This window comes from Shouchella lonarensis (assembly GCF_900096965.1).
Lineage (GTDB): Bacteria > Bacillota > Bacilli > Bacillales > Bacillaceae_D > Shouchella > Shouchella lonarensis.
Genome location: NZ_FMYM01000003.1, coordinates 269,862 through 286,689, shown reverse-complemented (window position 1 = coordinate 286,689; position 16,828 = coordinate 269,862). Strand labels below are relative to the sequence as shown.

14 protein-coding genes are annotated in these 16,828 nt (G+C 42.8%); 12 read left to right on the top strand and 2 right to left on the bottom strand.

From position 1 onward, the window contains the following. Positions 1 to 220 precede the first annotated feature (220 nt). Entirely contained in the window at positions 221 to 754 is a 534-nt protein-coding gene (locus tag BLT29_RS04430) for a hypothetical protein (RefSeq protein ID WP_090775104.1), read from the bottom strand. A 229-nt stretch (positions 755 to 983) separates the two neighbouring features. On the opposite strand from BLT29_RS04430, the gene BLT29_RS04425 reads away from it, so the two are divergent. The 6 genes from BLT29_RS04425 (at position 984) to BLT29_RS04400 (ending at position 8,668) form a co-directional block, all read left to right on the top strand. Continuing rightward, positions 984 to 1,916, top strand: a complete 933-nt coding sequence (locus BLT29_RS04425; protein WP_090775103.1) for an AAA family ATPase — start codon at positions 984 to 986, stop codon at positions 1,914 to 1,916. Positions 1,917 to 2,020: 104 nt separating this feature from the next. Further along, positions 2,021 to 3,280 carry a methionine gamma-lyase family protein gene (locus tag BLT29_RS04420; RefSeq protein WP_090775102.1) on the top strand — a complete coding sequence of 420 codons (1,260 nt, stop codon included), beginning with the start codon at positions 2,021 to 2,023 and terminating at the stop codon, positions 3,278 to 3,280. 165 nt (positions 3,281 to 3,445) lie between these two features. Further along, on the top strand, positions 3,446 to 4,795 hold the full coding sequence (gene glnA, locus BLT29_RS04415; RefSeq protein WP_090775101.1) for a type I glutamate--ammonia ligase: 1,350 nt from the start codon (positions 3,446 to 3,448) through the stop codon (positions 4,793 to 4,795). 226 nt (positions 4,796 to 5,021) lie between these two features. Continuing rightward, a complete protein-coding gene (gene ytvI, locus BLT29_RS04410) occupies positions 5,022 to 6,077 on the top strand; it encodes a sporulation integral membrane protein YtvI (protein ID WP_090775100.1) in 1,056 nt (351 codons plus the stop codon). Positions 6,078 to 6,187: 110 nt separating this feature from the next. Continuing rightward, positions 6,188 to 7,324 carry a DNA polymerase IV gene (gene dinB, locus BLT29_RS04405; protein ID WP_090775099.1) on the top strand — a complete coding sequence of 379 codons (1,137 nt, stop codon included), beginning with the start codon at positions 6,188 to 6,190 and terminating at the stop codon, positions 7,322 to 7,324. A gap of 99 nt (positions 7,325 to 7,423) precedes the next feature. Then, complete coding sequence (locus tag BLT29_RS04400; protein WP_245701065.1) at positions 7,424 to 8,668, top strand: MFS transporter; 1,245 nt, start codon at positions 7,424 to 7,426, stop codon at positions 8,666 to 8,668. A 311-nt stretch (positions 8,669 to 8,979) separates the two neighbouring features. On the opposite strand, the gene lexA is transcribed toward BLT29_RS04400, so the two are convergent. Beyond that, positions 8,980 to 9,612: a transcriptional repressor LexA gene (gene lexA / locus BLT29_RS04395; protein ID WP_090775098.1), complete on the bottom strand. Its 633-nt coding sequence runs from the start codon at positions 9,610 to 9,612 to the stop codon at positions 8,980 to 8,982. A 176-nt stretch (positions 9,613 to 9,788) separates the two neighbouring features. Here lexA and BLT29_RS04390 point away from each other — a divergent pair, with 176 nt between their 5' ends. From BLT29_RS04390 to BLT29_RS04365, 6 genes are all read left to right on the top strand, one after another. Continuing rightward, positions 9,789 to 10,451, top strand: coding sequence for a YneB family resolvase-like protein (locus BLT29_RS04390; protein WP_090775097.1), 663 nt, complete (start codon positions 9,789 to 9,791; stop codon positions 10,449 to 10,451). A 12-nt stretch (positions 10,452 to 10,463) separates the two neighbouring features. After that, complete coding sequence (locus BLT29_RS04385) at positions 10,464 to 10,703, top strand: DUF896 domain-containing protein (protein WP_090775096.1); 240 nt, start codon at positions 10,464 to 10,466, stop codon at positions 10,701 to 10,703. 84 nt (positions 10,704 to 10,787) lie between these two features. Then, positions 10,788 to 12,782 (top strand): transketolase, encoded by a 1,995-nt coding sequence (gene tkt / locus BLT29_RS04380; RefSeq protein ID WP_176763798.1) that lies wholly within the window; start codon positions 10,788 to 10,790, stop codon positions 12,780 to 12,782. A 261-nt stretch (positions 12,783 to 13,043) separates the two neighbouring features. Continuing rightward, on the top strand, positions 13,044 to 13,448 hold the full coding sequence (locus BLT29_RS04375; RefSeq protein ID WP_090775094.1) for a lactococcin 972 family bacteriocin: 405 nt from the start codon (positions 13,044 to 13,046) through the stop codon (positions 13,446 to 13,448). Positions 13,449 to 13,525: 77 nt separating this feature from the next. After that, the gene (locus BLT29_RS04370) at positions 13,526 to 15,772 is read left to right on the top strand and encodes a DUF1430 domain-containing protein (RefSeq protein WP_176763797.1); all 2,247 of its coding nucleotides are present in this window, start codon (positions 13,526 to 13,528) and stop codon (positions 15,770 to 15,772) included. 3 nt (positions 15,773 to 15,775) lie between these two features. Next, positions 15,776 to 16,447, top strand: a complete 672-nt coding sequence (locus BLT29_RS04365; RefSeq protein WP_090775092.1) for an ABC transporter ATP-binding protein — start codon at positions 15,776 to 15,778, stop codon at positions 16,445 to 16,447. The last annotated feature ends 381 nt before the right edge of the window (positions 16,448 to 16,828 follow it).

Here is a 16,828-nt window from a genome sequence, read left to right as displayed (position 1 = left end):
GAGGCGAGTGACCCATCCACTAAAGGCGAGAGAGGGCGCAGAAACGGAGCACAGATTGGTTCGTATCTAAAGATGAAAAAGAGAAGCATGAGGTGCTTGCTCGGTGTGAAAAGAAGCTCTCAGCTTTTATCGATTTGTCTGAGATTAAATCGCTCATAAAAGAGTGATACTGAGAGAGAACGCTCTCCCTCAGTATCAAATGAGAAATATTAATCGACCTTTATTCGTTTTTTGGATTGTTAGGGTCGGCTTTCTTTACGTAATCAATGTTGATAGTCCCTGAAATATCTGTACTTGATCCTGATTCGAATGGTTCATCGTGGGTGAGGCTTGCAGCGACTAATTTGTAGGTTTTACCCGGTGTTACTAGCCACGTATAATCATAAGTGCCACCGTTTTCCACTAAAATTTGCCCCGTGTACTCTAACCACCAATTTGCCTCTTCATGGAGCTCCATTAAAAACCATGCAGTTGTGTACTCAGGACCATCAGGGATTAAACTTGTAGAGGCTTGGATGCGAATGGCTGACTGTGTAGCTGTAAATTCTGCATAATCTCCCCATCCAGTTCCAGAAGCTTTTAAAATATAATCTTCAGTCAAGACATGAGAAACAACAGTATTATCTTTATCATGCTCATTTGTTTCTTGTGTGATGCCCTTTGTTGCTGCATATGTAGGCGTCGCAAATGTAAATCCCGTTGTCAACAACATACTACTTGCTAAAATGCCTGTAAAAATACGCTTAAATTTCATATGCAAATCATCTCCCGTTAACTTATTTGTGCCACTATTTATATTAACATGCTTGACTAAGTAATAGAATGTTTAATTTTGTCTAATTCATGTCGAATGAAAGCGCTTCTGTCACACAAAATGTTTTTGAGCACGTTTTCTAGGCTTTTGTCACGTTTTGGACTGTGCTTGCGTATACTGTTATAAGTAAGCAGTGGGGCGCACGAGTCGTTCGAGGAGGTGGAGGCGAGTGACCCATCCACTAAAGGCGAGAGAGGGCGCACGGATTAATGTGGTCTTGAATAAAGCGCCAACCAAACGAGTGAGCACAGATTGGTTTGTATCTGAAGACGAAAAAGAGAAGCATGAGGTGCTGGCTCGGTTTGAAAAGAAGCTCTCAGCTTTTATCGGTTTGTCTGAGATTAAATCGCTTATTAAAGAGTTATACGCGTGGATTTATGTGAATGAGCGTCGAAAAGAGCATGGTTTACTTGTTACAAAACAAGTACTCCATATGGTGTTCAAAGGGAATCCAGGAACGGGGAAAACATCTATTGCTAGGTTGATTGCATCTTTTTTGCATGATATGAAGGTGCTTTCAAAAGGGCATTTCTTAGAAGTAGAACGGGCTGATTTGGTTGGGGAGTACATTGGACATACTGCACAAAAAACACGTGAAGTACTCAAACAGGCGAATGGCGGTGTCCTTTTTATCGACGAGGCGTATGCATTGTCACGTGGCGGAGAGAAAGATTTTGGTAAAGAAGCGATTGATACACTTGTAAAAGGAATGGAAGACAAAGCCAATGAGTTTGTATTAATCATTGCTGGTTACTGTGAAGAAATGGACTATTTCATGTCACTCAATCCCGGCTTGCCTTCGCGGTTTCCTATTGCGGTGACTTTCCCAAACTATACAGTGGATCAATTAATGGACATGTTGCGTAATATGGCGAAAGAACGCGATTATGTATTAGTAGAGAGTGCATATAAGGGGGTACGCGCACATATTAAGCGTGTCATTGAAGAAGAAGCCCATACATTCAGCAACGGCCGCTATATCCGCAATTTAATGGAGGAGGCCATTCGTCTTCAGGCAGTTCGAATCATGAAGCAAAATGATTACACAAAGCAAGCGTTGCAACAACTAAGGTTAGAAGATTTTGACTTATCAAGTCGATAATACGAACCTTTTTTTGCAGAGAAAGCGACTTTTTGACAAAATCATGGTACGATAAGTTGTAGGAAGAAAATATCGTTTTGGACAATAAAGTGGGTTGAATTTCATTGAAGGAAAAACGTTTATTTACAAATGAGGTACAAGAATTACTTGACCAAGTAGAGGCAACGCTCCAATATGAGCACGGACAAATTGAAGCGACTGCACTGGTCAACCAAAAACGCGTGCTTGATGCATTTCGTGCACACCAAGTATCTGATTTTCATTTCACGCCATCTACAGGTTATGGTTATGACGACGTTGGGCGAGATACACTAGAAGCCATTTATGCAGATGTATTTGGTGGAGAAGCTGGGCTTGTCCGCGGACAAATTGTTTCCGGGACGCATGCGATTGCGACCGCATTGTTTGGTGTCCTTCGTCCAGGCGATGCGTTATTATATATTACCGGCAAACCATACGACACGCTTGAAGAGATTGTTGGTATACGTGGAAACGGGAAAGGTTCTTTAAAAGATTACGGTGTATCTTATGATGCAATCGCATTGAAAAATGAGGCGATTGACCGAGAAGCGATTGCGCGTGCGATTTGTCCGAACACAAAGGTGGTAGGCATTCAGCGCTCAAGAGGTTATGGCGATCGTCCATCTTTCACAGTGGCCGAAATTGGAGACATGATTGCGTATGTAAAAAGTTTAAAGCAAGATGTGATTGTCTTTGTTGATAACTGTTATGGTGAATTTGTAGAGACAGAAGAGCCATGTCATGTTGGGGCTGACTTGATTGCGGGTTCTTTAATTAAAAACCCAGGAGGTGGCATTGCGAAAACAGGCGGCTATGTCATTGGGCGTACGGACCTCGTGGAGCTTGCTTCATATCGTTTGGCGGCACCAGGTATTGGTGCTGAAGGAGGAGCAAGTTTACATACCCTTTTGGACATGTATCAAGGATTTTTTCTCGCACCGCATGTTGTCTCACAAGCATTGAAAGGGGCCGTATTGACGGCTGCATTACTCGAAAAACTCGGTTTGCGCACGACGCCTTGTTCTTCTAGTGTACGAACGGATTTGATTCAAGCAGTGCACTTTGATACAGCTGCGCAGATGGTCACATTTTGTCAGGCGATTCAGCAGGCTTCACCTGTCAATGGGCATGTGGTACCTCAACCAAGTCCGATGCCAGGGTATGCAGATGATGTCATTATGGCTGCTGGGACATTTGTTCAAGGAGCAAGCATTGAATTAACTGCAGATGGACCGCTCCGACCGCCGTACACCGTTTACGTTCAAGGAGGTCTCACGTACGAACACGTGAAACTTGCCGTCATACAAGCGATTGTGAAGACCTTTTTTTCCTCAGAATCGTAAGAACCTTCTTGGAGGCATATCATTTTGCTTGACTTCCAATTTTTCTTTTAGTACGATACTTTCAGGTGTAGAAACACGATTTTTAACGATAACTACGGGAGAATAGAGGGCGCTGCCCTTTTTCTAATATAAAAAAAGCATGATAAGGGTGAGAGGAGAGGACGTATGTCAAAGTATACAAAGGAAGACATTGTTCGTATTGCTAAAGAGGAGAATGTTCGCTTTATTCGTCTTCAATTCACAGATTTGCTCGGTACGATTAAAAATGTAGAAATTCCGGTAAGCCAAATCGAAAAGGCGCTTGACAACAAAATGATGTTCGATGGTTCTTCAATTGAAGGATTTGTCCGGATTGAAGAGTCAGACATGTATTTGTACCCAGATTTAGACACGTGGGTTGTATTTCCATGGACGCAGGAAAAAGGAAAAGTCGCTCGTTTAATTTGTGATGTCTATCAACCTGGAAAGCCAGGTGAGGAGCCAACACCGTTTGAAGGGGATCCACGTGGGATTTTAAAGCGCGTGTTAAAAGAAGCACGCGAGCTTGGGTTTACAAGTTTTAATATTGGTCCTGAGCCAGAGTTCTTTTTATTTAAGAATGACGAAAAAGGTGAGCCAACGTTAGAATTAAATGACAAAGGTGGCTATTTCGACCTTGCACCGACAGACTTAGGGGAAAATTGTCGCCGTGACATTGTCCTAGAATTGGAGGATATGGGTTTTGAAATTGAGGCGTCTCATCATGAAGTGGCACCGGGACAGCATGAAATAGATTTTAAATATGCAGATGCGATCACCACATGTGATAACATTCAAACATTTAAATTGGTTGTCAAAACGATTGCGCGCAAACATGGCTTACATGCGACATTTATGCCAAAACCGTTATTTGGTGTGAATGGTTCGGGTATGCATTTGAACATGTCGCTTTTTAATGAGAAAGGGAATGCGTTTTATGACCAACAATCAGAAACACAACTGAGCACGACAGCGATGCAATTTTTAGGTGGTATTTTAGACCATGCGAAAGGATTTACGGCGATTACGAATCCGATTGTTAATTCTTATAAACGACTAGTTCCCGGCTATGAGGCACCTGTGTACATCGCTTGGTCACTACGTAACCGCTCACCACTTGTCCGCATTCCTTCTTCGCGTGGCGTGTCAACACGGATCGAAGTTCGGAGTCCTGACCCATCTGCAAATCCTTACTTGGCAATGGCATTAATGCTTGCAGCAGGTTTGGATGGGGTGAAGCGGAAGCTGACGCCACCGTCACAAACAAGTGGCAATATTTATGACATGAACAAATCTGAACGAGTGCAGTCAGGAATTGAAGCGTTGCCTTCAACGTTAAAAGATGCATTAAATGAGCTAGAAAAAGATTCAGTGCTCGTTCAGGCACTTGGCAATCATGCATTCGAGCATTTTATGGAAGCAAAAGAAGTAGAATGGGATCAATTTCGGACCCAAGTACATGCATGGGAACGAGATCAGTTTTTAAGTTCATATTAACCTCTGTTTTGCTTCGCGTAGGCATTTCCATAAAAGACAGCAGCCATGGGAAAAACGTTTTCCATGGCTGTTTCGTCGGGTGAATATGACTTTTGTGTTTATAAGCATGTTATAATAGAGGTTGTCATACAAATAGGAACATATATGGTCGTCTTAAAACCAACATGATGATTCTCTACTTTGCCACATCATCATACGCGGGATAAAAAATGAAAGAGGGTTTCCGTTGACGAACTTTATGAGTAAAAGAATGGTCAAGATCGTGCTTGTAATCGTTTTGTTGGTTGTTGCTTGTTTTTTAATACTACCAATTTCATTGCCGTTGATTGCGGCATATTTAACAGCATTGTTATTGCTTCCAGGTGTGAAACTACTTCACCAACGTTTAAAAGTGAGTTATTCCATATCTGTGTTGCTCGTTTTTGGGATATTTATTTTCTTGCTGGCAATTGGCACATATTTTTTGACAACCACAGTTGTGACACAAGGCACGCGTTTAGTTGAAAACCTACCTCATTATATTCGAGAAATTAATCAAGGCTGGCTTAACTTTCAACATGATCTTCGGGCCAATGATAGCATCCCAACAGAATTTGTCCAGGCATTGAATCAAGAAGTGACCCAAGTATTAAACAATCTTGGTGCGTATGTAAATGATTTAAATCTCATTGCTCGGGTTGCAACAGTTGTGTCGAGTATTCCGGGATATTTGGTGTCATTTCTTGTTTATTTGATTGGATTATTTTTATTCTTACTAGAGATGCCGAAACTAAAAGTATTATTTTATGGGATGTTGACTGAGCGGTCAAGAGAAAAAGTATCGTTTATGTTTACGCGGCTGTCACATGTTATTTTAGGTTTTTTAAAGGCACAATTTCTCGTAAGCATCCCGATTTTTCTCGTTTCTTTCCTGTTTTTGTTATGGGCTGCACCAGAAGTTGCGTTGCTTGCGGCGTTACTCATCTGGGTGATTGACTTGATCCCCATTATTGGTTCAATCATTGTATTAGCGCCTTGGGGAATTGTTCAGCTATTAACTGGTGACGTAGCGATGGCAACGAAGCTGTTTATATTGGCAGCCGTATTGCTCATTATTCGACGGACATTAGAGCCAAAAGTGATGAGTATCCACATTGGATTGTCTCCACTTGCGACACTCATTTCGATGTATCTCGGGCTGATGTTGTTTGGTGTCCTTGGTTTTGTGGTTGGTCCGCTTATTATGATTGGATTCATTTCAGCGAAGGAAGCAGGGATTATTAAGTTCAATTTTAAAATATGAAGACATAAATGGAAAAGGCCATCCGTTGTGGAAGGTCTTTTTTGTGTGCTTGACAAGGGATCGTTCGTTCTGTAATATAAGAACATACGATCTGTTGTGTGGAGGTATATATGTCAACTTTTTCACGTGTTATTGAGTTACCAGAGCCTCGAAATGATGAAAGTAGAAAAATCATTCATATTGATATGGACGCTTTCTTTTCTTCAGTTGAAGAGCGCGAGCGGCCTTCATTGCGAGGGAAGCCAGTGATTATTGCAAAGCACCCACGAAAAACAGGCGGCAAAGGTATTGTCTCAACGGCAAATTATATTGCTCGGCAATATGGTGTGCGTTCTGCCATGAGTGCGTATGAGGCGTATCAACGTTGTCCAGAAGGTATTTTTATTGAGGGAAACTATGCGGCATATCAGAAAGCTTCGGCACAAATTCAATCGATCATGAAACGTTACACCGATATGATCGAGCCGATGTCTATTGATGAAGCGTATTTAGATGTGACGGAAAATAAGCATGCCTGTTGTGCCACGCAAATTGCCCAACATATCCAACGGGCAATTTGGCGTGAGCTACAATTGTCAAGTTCAGCAGGTGTATCTTACAATAAGTTTCTTGCCAAAATTGCTTCAGACATGAAAAAACCTTCCGGGCTAACGGTTGTTCCTCCTACGAAAGCAATGGCATTCATCCACAGTTTGAAAGTAGAAAAATTTCCAGGGGTCGGTCCGAAGACAGCGGCAAAAATGCATGATCTTCATATTTATACTGGGGCAGATTTGTATGCAATGGAACAATTGGATCTCATCTACCACTTTGGTAAAGCTGGTGTGACGTACTATCGACGTGTTCGCGGGATTGACCATCGACCTGTATGTATTCATCGCGAACGTCAATCTGTAGGAAAAGAACATACATATCCTCGGGCGCTTGTTGCAGAGGGAGAAGTACGAGAGGCACTGAAGAAGTTATGTCAAGAAGTTCACGTTGCATTAGGGCGGGTACGAAAAAAAGGGAAGACAGTGGTATTAAAAGTCCGTTACCGCTCTTTTGAGACATATACAAAAAGAGTCAGTGTGGCAGAGGGAATGGATGACAAATTATTGATGTTTCGCTATGTTTGTGAGCTGTGGGAAGAGATAGGTCAACTTTCAGAAGGTGTTCGTCTCCTCGGTGTGACGGTGACAAATTTGATGTGTGTTGAGGAGGAACCATTGTCTTTATTTTCTTGCCTATCGCATATGAGAGCGTAAGCCTGTCGGTTGCTTTCAATGAGGAACGGTGTTATATTTAGTGTACCGAAACAATAGGTGGCGTCAGTTGAGTCGTTGAAGATGTAAACGAACAGTTCTATGCGGAGAAACGAAGGTGGTCTTATTGAAGTAGAAAAACGAAATATCGTGATTATGTGGATCGCGTGCTTTTTTGTTGGTGCGAGCATGACGATGATTTTGCCTTTTCTTTCTTTGTATATTGATTCTTTTGGTCATTATGAACCAGAAGAAGTGCAACGCTTTGCAGGGTGGGTCTTTGGCATTTCTTTTTTTGTAGCATTTCTTGTGTCACCATTATGGGGAAGAATTGGTGATCGATATGGACGGAAGAAAATATTGATTGGGACTGGTTTTGGCATCGCCATTTCCGTGTTTTTTATGGGGCATGTCGAATCAGTCGGCAGCTTGTTTATTTTGCGTCTCTTTATGGGGCTAGCTACAGGCTTTATACCGGCATCTATGGCTTTAATTGCAGCCCAAAGTGATAAGCGTATTGCTGGTCAGACATTAGGAACGTTAATGACGGGGCAAGTATCAGGTGGACTGCTCGGTCCTTTATTCGGTGGACTAATTGCAGATGCAGTTGGAATGCAGTATACATTCGTTCTTACATCAAGTGTATTATTTTTGACAACATTGCTTGTTATGATTGGCGTGAAGGAAGTGTTGCACGAGGAATCGGGAGAACGGAAACGCCACTACAAAGCAAAAGAAGTTCTTTCCTATATTGTCACACATCCGATGTTGCTATTAATGATGGTCATTTCTCTCATGATCCAAATGGGTCTATTTAGTGTCCAGCCACTACTGTCATTGTATGTGGCAGAGTTGATTCACTCTCCGGGGAATATGGCGTTTCTAGCAGGTATAGCGTTTTCTGTGACGGGTTTAGGGAATTTGTTTAGCACTCGGAGATGGGGCAAGTTTGGTGATCGGGTTGGGCATGAAAAAGTTATTTTACTGTTGCTTGTTTTAGCGGGTTTGTTGTTTATCCCCCAGGCGTTTGTCAATGCTTTTTGGCAGTTACTCGTACTCCGCTTTTTGTTTGGATTAGCTGTAGGAGGACTAATTCCATGTACGACGGCATTCATTCGACAAGTTGTTCCGTCATCCATGCAAGGAGAAGTACTTGGTTATAATCAAAGTTTTCGTTTTTTAGGCAATGTGTTGGGCCCAGTGTCGGGTGGGATCCTTGCTGGTTATCTCGGTATGTCGTCGGTGTTTCTTATTTCTGGTTTATTGTTTCTTGTGACGGCTAGTATGTTGAAAGTAATGGGTTCGCATGTTCGAAGACGAGAAATGCTGGAAAAAGAGGGAAGGTAGTCTCCCTCTTTTTCCGTCTACCATCTGTGTCTAAGATTCATGCTGGTTGTTCTCGCATTCTTTACATGTGTGTCGATGTTCCTGTGTCTGAACGTTCCTCGAAAACAATGGTTTTTTTACACCAACACGGCGTGTATGTTGCTTACTTGTTTGACAAGCACACTTTCGTTTCGCATTTTGAGGCATGCTAGTCACCCCCCTCTGCTTTATCTTATGCTAATAGACAACAATTGCTTGGACAGCTAGAGGGGGTTAAATGCACAATGTGACATGATTCATAGACATGTAAGCTGGCGTCAATGAAACAATCATCAGTGAATGGTTCGAAAAACGCCAACAACTTTCCCTAGAATAATGCATCGATCGAGTATTATTGGTGTCATTGTGTTATTTTCCGGTTGTAAGCGAACGTGATCTTTTTCTCGGAAAAATCTTTTGACAGTCGCTTCATTTTCTTCCGTCATGGCAACAACAATGTCGCCGTTGTTTGCTGTTTGTTGTTGTCGTACAATGACGTGATCGCCTTCTAAAATACCGGCATTAATCATGCTGTCTCCTTGAATAACGAGGGCATAAGTGTCGTCCTGTCCTGTTAAATGATCGGGGACTGGTAGGTAGTCTTCAATGTTTTCAATGGCGGTAATTGGGAGACCTGCAGTGACTTTGCCGATAATCGGGATATAGTGAGCGATGTCTTGTTTTTGGTTCGTGCGATCGCTTTCATGGTCTTCAGATGTTAAGATCTCAATTGCGCGGGGTTTTGTAGGATCGCGGCGAATGCAACCTTTTCGTTCAAGTCGTTCTAAATGACCATGAACGGTGGAGCTAGAGGCGAGTCCAACCGCTTCGCCAATTTCACGAACAGATGGTGGATAACCTTTTTTTCTTACCTCTGTTTTGATAAATGCGAGAATTTCTTCTTGACGTGTCGATAGTTTAGGCATGATTGTTCCTCCTATGTATGAAAGTAATCTTACACAAGTTTAACATATCGAACGTACGTAATGCAAACGTAAGTTCTAAAAATACTTGACATTCTCTAAACGCTCTCATACAATCGGTTAGAACAGACATTTGCTCATGATTTACATCGTTAATAGAGGCGTTGAGGAGAGGTAGGATGAAGAGTCAGAGAGATGTGGCGGCTGTTTATTGTCGTGTGAGCACAGAGAAAGAAAATCAGCAGCGATCATTAAAGCGGCAAGCGAGTGAGTTAGAAATGCTTGCGAAACAACATCAGTTGCCTATCGCATCTATGTATGAGGATCGTGCGAGTGGTTACAGTTTGGAACGTGATGGACTGTTGAATTTGTTAGAAGATGCACGCGCGCGCCGCTATACGCATTTATTGTTACAGGACGATACGAGACTAGGGCGAGGAAAAGCGAAAATCGCGTTACTCTATCAGCTACAGAAGTATGGTGTAAAAGTGTATACCATTCGCGATCAAGGGGAACTGTCTTTATCAGAGGCGGATGAGATGGTGTTAGAAATTGTTGCGATTGTGGAAGAATATCAACGGAAGCTCCATAACTTAAAAATTAAGCGAGGGATGCAAGCAGCCGTGCGTAATGGTTTCCGGCCACAAGATAATCTTGGCGACAAACGAGGCGGGGGCAGAAGTTTGCTAGACCTACCAACAGAAGAGATTGTTCGCTTGCGTAAAAAAGGACTGACGTTTCATGAGATTGCGGTGACGCTTCGTGGGCTCGGTTTTGAGTGTTCAAAAGCAACGGTGCACAGGCGTTATCGGGAAGTGGTCGATGCACCAGACAAAAAATAAGGGGTAAGGTATATGTTATCAAAAAAAGAATTGGCACGTTTAAATGAGTTATCACGTTTAGCAAAGGCTGGAACGCTTACGGAGGCACAAACGAAGGAACGTCAAGCCTTGAGAGAATCGTACCTCGCTACATTCCGCCAGTCGTTTAAAGACCATTTACATACAGTAAAAGTCGTCGATGAAACAGGACAAGACGTGACACCGCAAAAACTGAAAGACGAACAAGCAAAAAAGCACCGAACAGAGGGATAATTTGTTACCGGAGATGTCACTTGTATATTAAGTGAAGAAGTTATATGATGTAGTGAAGCATGTAGGACAGAAAGGATGTTAACTTTGACAAAGCGAGTAGAAGATTTAGCGGTGAATACAATCCGTACATTATCAATTGATAGTATCGAAAAAGCAAATTCTGGCCATCCGGGGATGCCAATGGGTGCAGCACCAATGGCCTTCAGTTTGTGGACAAAGTATATGAATCATAACCCGGCAAACCCGAATTGGTCGAATCGTGACCGGTTTGTCTTATCTGCAGGACACGGCTCAATGCTGTTATATAGCTTGTTACATTTGACAGGTTACGATGTGACATTAGAAGACCTACAATCTTTCCGCCAACTCGGGAGTCGCACGCCAGGACATCCTGAATATGGTCATACACCGGGGGTTGAAGCAACAACAGGTCCATTGGGACAAGGAATTGCGATGGCTGTTGGAATGGCGATGGCAGAGACTCGTTTAGCTGCACAATATAATAAAGACGGTCATGAGATTGTTGATCATTATACGTATGCCATTTGCGGTGATGGCGATTTAATGGAAGGTGTGTCGGCGGAAGCGGCGTCATTAGCAGGACATTTAAAGCTAGGCAAACTTGTCGTTTTATATGATTCGAATGACATTTCTTTAGATGGTGATTTACATGAGTCATTTTCTGAAAGTGTAGAGGACCGTTTTAAAGCATATGGCTGGCAAGTCATTCGCGTTGAAGAAGGCATGGACTTAGATGCGATTGGTGCGGCGATTGAGCAAGCAAAAGCAGACGAACGCCCAACGTTAATTGAAGCGAAAACAGTAATTGGCTATGGCTCACCGAATAAATCAGCTAAATCGGCCTCACACGGTTCTCCGCTTGGAACAGACGAAGTGAAGTTAACAAAAGCTGCTTATGAGTGGCACTACGAAGAAGAATTCCATATTCCTGCAGAAGTACAAGCTTATTACGAAGATGTAAAAGCAAGAGGCGCTGACCAGGAAGCAGCATGGAATGAACAATTTGCGGCGTATAAACAAGCGTATCCAGAGCTTGCCACACAGTATGAGCGCGCATTTTCTGGAGAGTTACCAGCCGACTTTGATGCAGCTTTACCAGTGTATGAGACGGGAAGCTCACTTGCCACGCGTGCTTCATCCGGAGAGGCATTGAACGCACTTGCGAAGCACGTCCCAGAATTGTTTGGTGGCTCAGCGGACTTGGCAGGTTCAAATAAAACAACGTTAAGTGGCGAAGACAACTTTAGTCGGGATCGCTATGATGGACGTAACATTTGGTTTGGTGTGCGCGAATTTGCGATGGGTTGTGCGCTGAATGGCATGGCGCTTCATGGTGGATTAAAAGTATTTGGTGGGACGTTCTTTGTCTTCTCTGACTACCTTCGTCCTGCGGTTCGTCTCTCGGCGTTGATGAACTTGCCTGTGACCTATGTATGGACCCATGACAGTGTGGCCGTTGGTGAAGATGGTCCAACCCATGAACCGGTGGAGCAACTCGCGTCGTTCCGCGCGATGCCAGGACTTTCTGTCATTCGCCCGGCGGACGGCAACGAGACAGCCGCAGCTTGGAAATTGGCGGTCGAGTCGGAAGATACACCGACTGCGCTCGTGTTAAGCCGACAAAACCTCAAGACGCTTCCAGGAACGGATAAGCACGCCTATGAAGGTGTGAAAAAAGGTGCGTATGTCGTCTCGCCGGCAAAACAAACACCACAAGCGTTATTGCTTGCGACAGGATCAGAAGTGTCACTTGCGGTAGAAGCACAAGCAGCGTTAGCAGCAGAAGGTATTGACGTGTCTGTGGTGAGCATGCCATCATGGGATCGCTTTGAAGCACAGTCAGATGCATATAAAGAAACAGTATTGCCGAAGAGTGTAAAGGCGCGTGTCGCGATTGAGATGGGCTCTTCACTCGGCTGGGCAAAATATGCCGGTGATGAAGGTACTGTCATCGCAATAGACACATTTGGCGCGTCTGGTGCCGGTGATGCAGTCATTGAACACTTCGGTTTTACCGTTGAAAATGTCGTTGCAAAGACAAAAGCAGTAATGGGTTAAAAATAAGGGTATGGAGCAAACGGTGGTAGACGCGCCGTTTGCTTTTTTGTTTTTATCATCAAAAGAAAGCGCTCGCTATCCCTTTGTGATGGAAGGGTAGCTATTTAAACATAGTGGAACAAAATAAATTTATTATATGCTACTATTCGACTCATATAGTTTTATAACGACAAAAAAAACAATTGATTATGTTTATTGTTGGATTGTACAATAAAATTACCTCCTAGTAAAGGAGGAATTTTATCAAGGGAGCGAGTGTCTATGCGAAATTTGTTGTCGAAGTCGTTGTTTAGTGTCGCGTTAGCAGCAACCTTGTTTGTCCCGGTATCTGAGGCGAGTGCGAATGGTGTGACGGGAGGATTTGTCGACTTGACTGATGTGAAGCCATTGAGTAATGACGAGATCACGCCGTTTTGGATTGATGAGAAAGTTGGCGGTGGAACTTGGAAGTATCGATCAGGACTGACGGATTGGGGTATGAGGAAGTATGCAGAGTCAAAATATGACCACCCTAGTAAGACTCACGGTGCATCGGCAAAAGTAGGAGGTCGTACAGCGAATAGTTCTTGTGCTGCTGCAGGAAAAACGGCACACGCTAAACAAGTAGGTAATCGTTTTGATTATGGCCAGACACGGGTGACCTGGAATACGAGTTGTCGACTCTAAATAGTTATGCTAATGGGGAGGAACTTGTGCTTCCTCCCTTCAGATAATGTGATATGAATGGTAAGGAGGCAATCTTCATGCGTAAAATCACTGTATTGATGTTAACAGTGAGCCTGATGTTCAGTTTTTATCTCGCTTACTTGCAAATTCAAGAAGAACAGTTCATTCAAATCAGTGCATTAGAAGATGCGTTTACAACGCCGTTTATGATTCCGAATGATGAGGCACTTACGGATGTAGAAACGTTTTACCCATTACTTGTAGATAGTGCTAAGGAAACTGGTGTCAATGTGTTTCGCCCGGCGCGCTATTATTCCCCTGATGAAGAAGCGCCTGTTGAAGTTATTAAGTATGTGTTACTCACACAAGAGACAAATTTCGATGACTATATACATATTGGTAATGGGCGCTTACTAACTGGGGAAGAGTCTGAAACTGGGCTATCCTTTCTATCGTCAAAAGAAACGGGAAAAGTTGAACAAGTGGGGCGTATTCGCTATTTTGATGATAAAACGACGATCAAGGTGAAGCCACTTTCGCAATCATTTGTACATGTGCCTATTCATGGGTATTACTTTATGGAAGCTAGTGAAGAAGCGAAAGAAAAGTTTTTACAAGTTTTGGCTCAGAGACTCAATGATCATTTACAAGGAAATGAAGACGCAGTGACTTATACAGTGGCTGATTTACAAGTACCTGCAGATGAGGCGAAAGCAGAACGATCTTATCTTGCTTTATATGATCTATCAAAGTTGTCGGCGCTAAAAGCGATTGTGTTTGTGATTACGTTGCTATTGTTTATGTATACGATTTTTCACACAACGAAAACCATTGGAATTAGTAAATTATATGGGTTTTCCAATCTCCGTATTTGGTGGCAGAATGTCGTTCGTCTTGCGAGCATCGCGCTTGTTTTTGCAGTGAGTTTGGCACTCGTTTTTGCGTTTACATTACAAGCACCTTGGACTTTTTTGATAGGTGCATGGTCGAGTGTGGGGCGAGATTTTCTCCTTTTTCTTGTAGGTTCATCCGTTTGCTATGGCTATATTCGCTGGTTGAAAGTGAGTGACATGTTAAAATATCGTAAAGACACGACAGCCATCTTCATATTGAATACAAGTTTAAAAGTCATTTGTTCGATCGCTTTAATTAGTTTGAGTTTGCTTGCGTTGCAAGATTATTTCAGGTTGTCCCACGGTAAAGAAAACGCCATCTTGCAGAGTAAAAGTAAGGCAGACACATGGCAAGCGGTCAATGATCACTATGGACCGATGACTGTTTCAATGGGGCATGTAACTGCTCGTACTGGTAGAGAAGACGATTTAGCAATGCAAGAAGATGGGCGTCGTCTTTATGCATTGTATTCGGTTTTAAATAAGCACGGTGCCCTGTATATCGATGCGAGTGAATATGAAGAAGAAATGATCTTATTAAACCGAAATTCAGCTGGCATTCGCTCGATTAATGTCAATGTCAATTATTTAGAAGCGTTTCCGATAGAAAATGAGCATGGGGAACGTATTGTCATATCAGAAAATGATCGTGAATGGCTATTGTTAGTGCCAGCGCAGTACCGAGAACGCGAACAAGAAATTCGTAATTATTATGAGTCAGAAGGACGACGTGATTTTTATCTTGTAGAAGATGAGGATCAATCACTAGAAATCATTTGGACGAAAGAGAATCAATCTGTGTTCAGTATCAACCCTGATGTGTTTCCTGATGAAGATCATATGATTGTTGATCCAATTATTCATGTGAAAACGGATCAGAATCATTTGTTTGTCTATAGTGGCGGGATGCGAGGAGGAGGGCTATTTGATCCATTAAAAATGAAGCTCATTGACAATGATAAAGAAAAAACACTGCAAGCAATTGCCCCAGCACTACGCGAGTTACAACTGGATAAACGGATTGAGGTTCAATCCATTAGGGAAGCAGTCGAACAAGATTTGCAGAAGCTCATTCGCGATCGAAATATTGTGCTAGTGATGCTAGGTGTGATCATTGTTGTCTTCTGTCTGCTAATCGGACAAAACACGCTCATTTTTTTCACTAAACATAAAAAACGTCTTGTTGTGCGTCGTTTATTTGGCACAGGAATTCTCAAAACGTATCGCGGTTATTTTCTGTGGTTGTTTTTAACGTGGGGTGCGGTCATTGGTGGTGCAGTATTGCTTGCTACTGTTGTGGAGGAAGCAATTGATTTGCCGTTTTTACTTACGATCTTGGGCATCAGTCTCATCGAACTCATCGCTTCCATTTTGGCGCTTTTAATCATGGAAAACCGCAACCAACTACAAGTGACAAAGAAAGGGGCATAACCAATGAATACAATTTGTGAACTGAAGCATGTCACAAAGCGTTACGGGGACGCGACGATTCTTGATCAGGTCAATTTAAAGATTGTTGAAGGAGAGATGGTTGCTTTAACAGGAGAAAGCGGTTCAGGAAAGACAACGATTTTGAATCTTATTGGTTTGCTTGAGCGTGCGGATGAAGGGGAGGTGCTTTTATTTGGCAATGCGCGCCCGTCCCGCTTTTCTCGTCAAGTGACGAAATTATTGCGCGAAAAAATTGCTTATTCGTTTCAACATTACGCGCTCATTGATAATGGAACGATCGACGAGAATTTAGAAATTCCGTTGATATACTCAAAGTTATCAAGGAAAGAGAAGCAAAAAAGAAAATTGGAGGCGTTGAAGGAAGTTGGGGTTGCGCTGCCCTTAAAGCAAAAAATTTATACACTTTCTGGGGGAGAGCAGCAGCGCGTTGCCTTGGCACGTATGTTTTTAAAACCATGTGAACTCATCTTAGCGGATGAGCCAACAGGATCACTTGATAGCGATAACCGCGACGACATTATGCGGATTTTCAAACAGTTACATGAGCGTGGCAAAACGATTGTGATTGTGACGCATGATCCTGAAGTTGCGCGGCGTTGTGGGAGGATTATTGATCTGGCGGAGTTAAAAGGTGAAGCGCGTGCGGGGGCTTGAAGGGAGATAAAAGTTCGTGGGGAAAGCTTGTCTAAAGCCGTAGTCTTGCTTGAAAATCGAGATTGACCAATTTTTGACGCTCCACGTGCGACATAAAACAATCATTTTTGCTAACGGGCATACACAATCTGTAACTATTTGTCGCACGAAAAATGGTAAACAAGAGAGGAAAATCCGTTTTTTTGAGTCGAAAAGGAGAGGGAACGACAAAATTAAAGGAGATCCATGTTTTGGCGATAAAATATGCCGGATTATTTGGTGGCAACACGCTTCGGGATAACAGAGGACACAGAAAAGCGGTTACGGCAAATAAACTTTAGGAAGGAATTGTTGTTGTCTGCCGTGGAACAGTTTGAAAAAGGTCATGGAGCATTTTTAGCG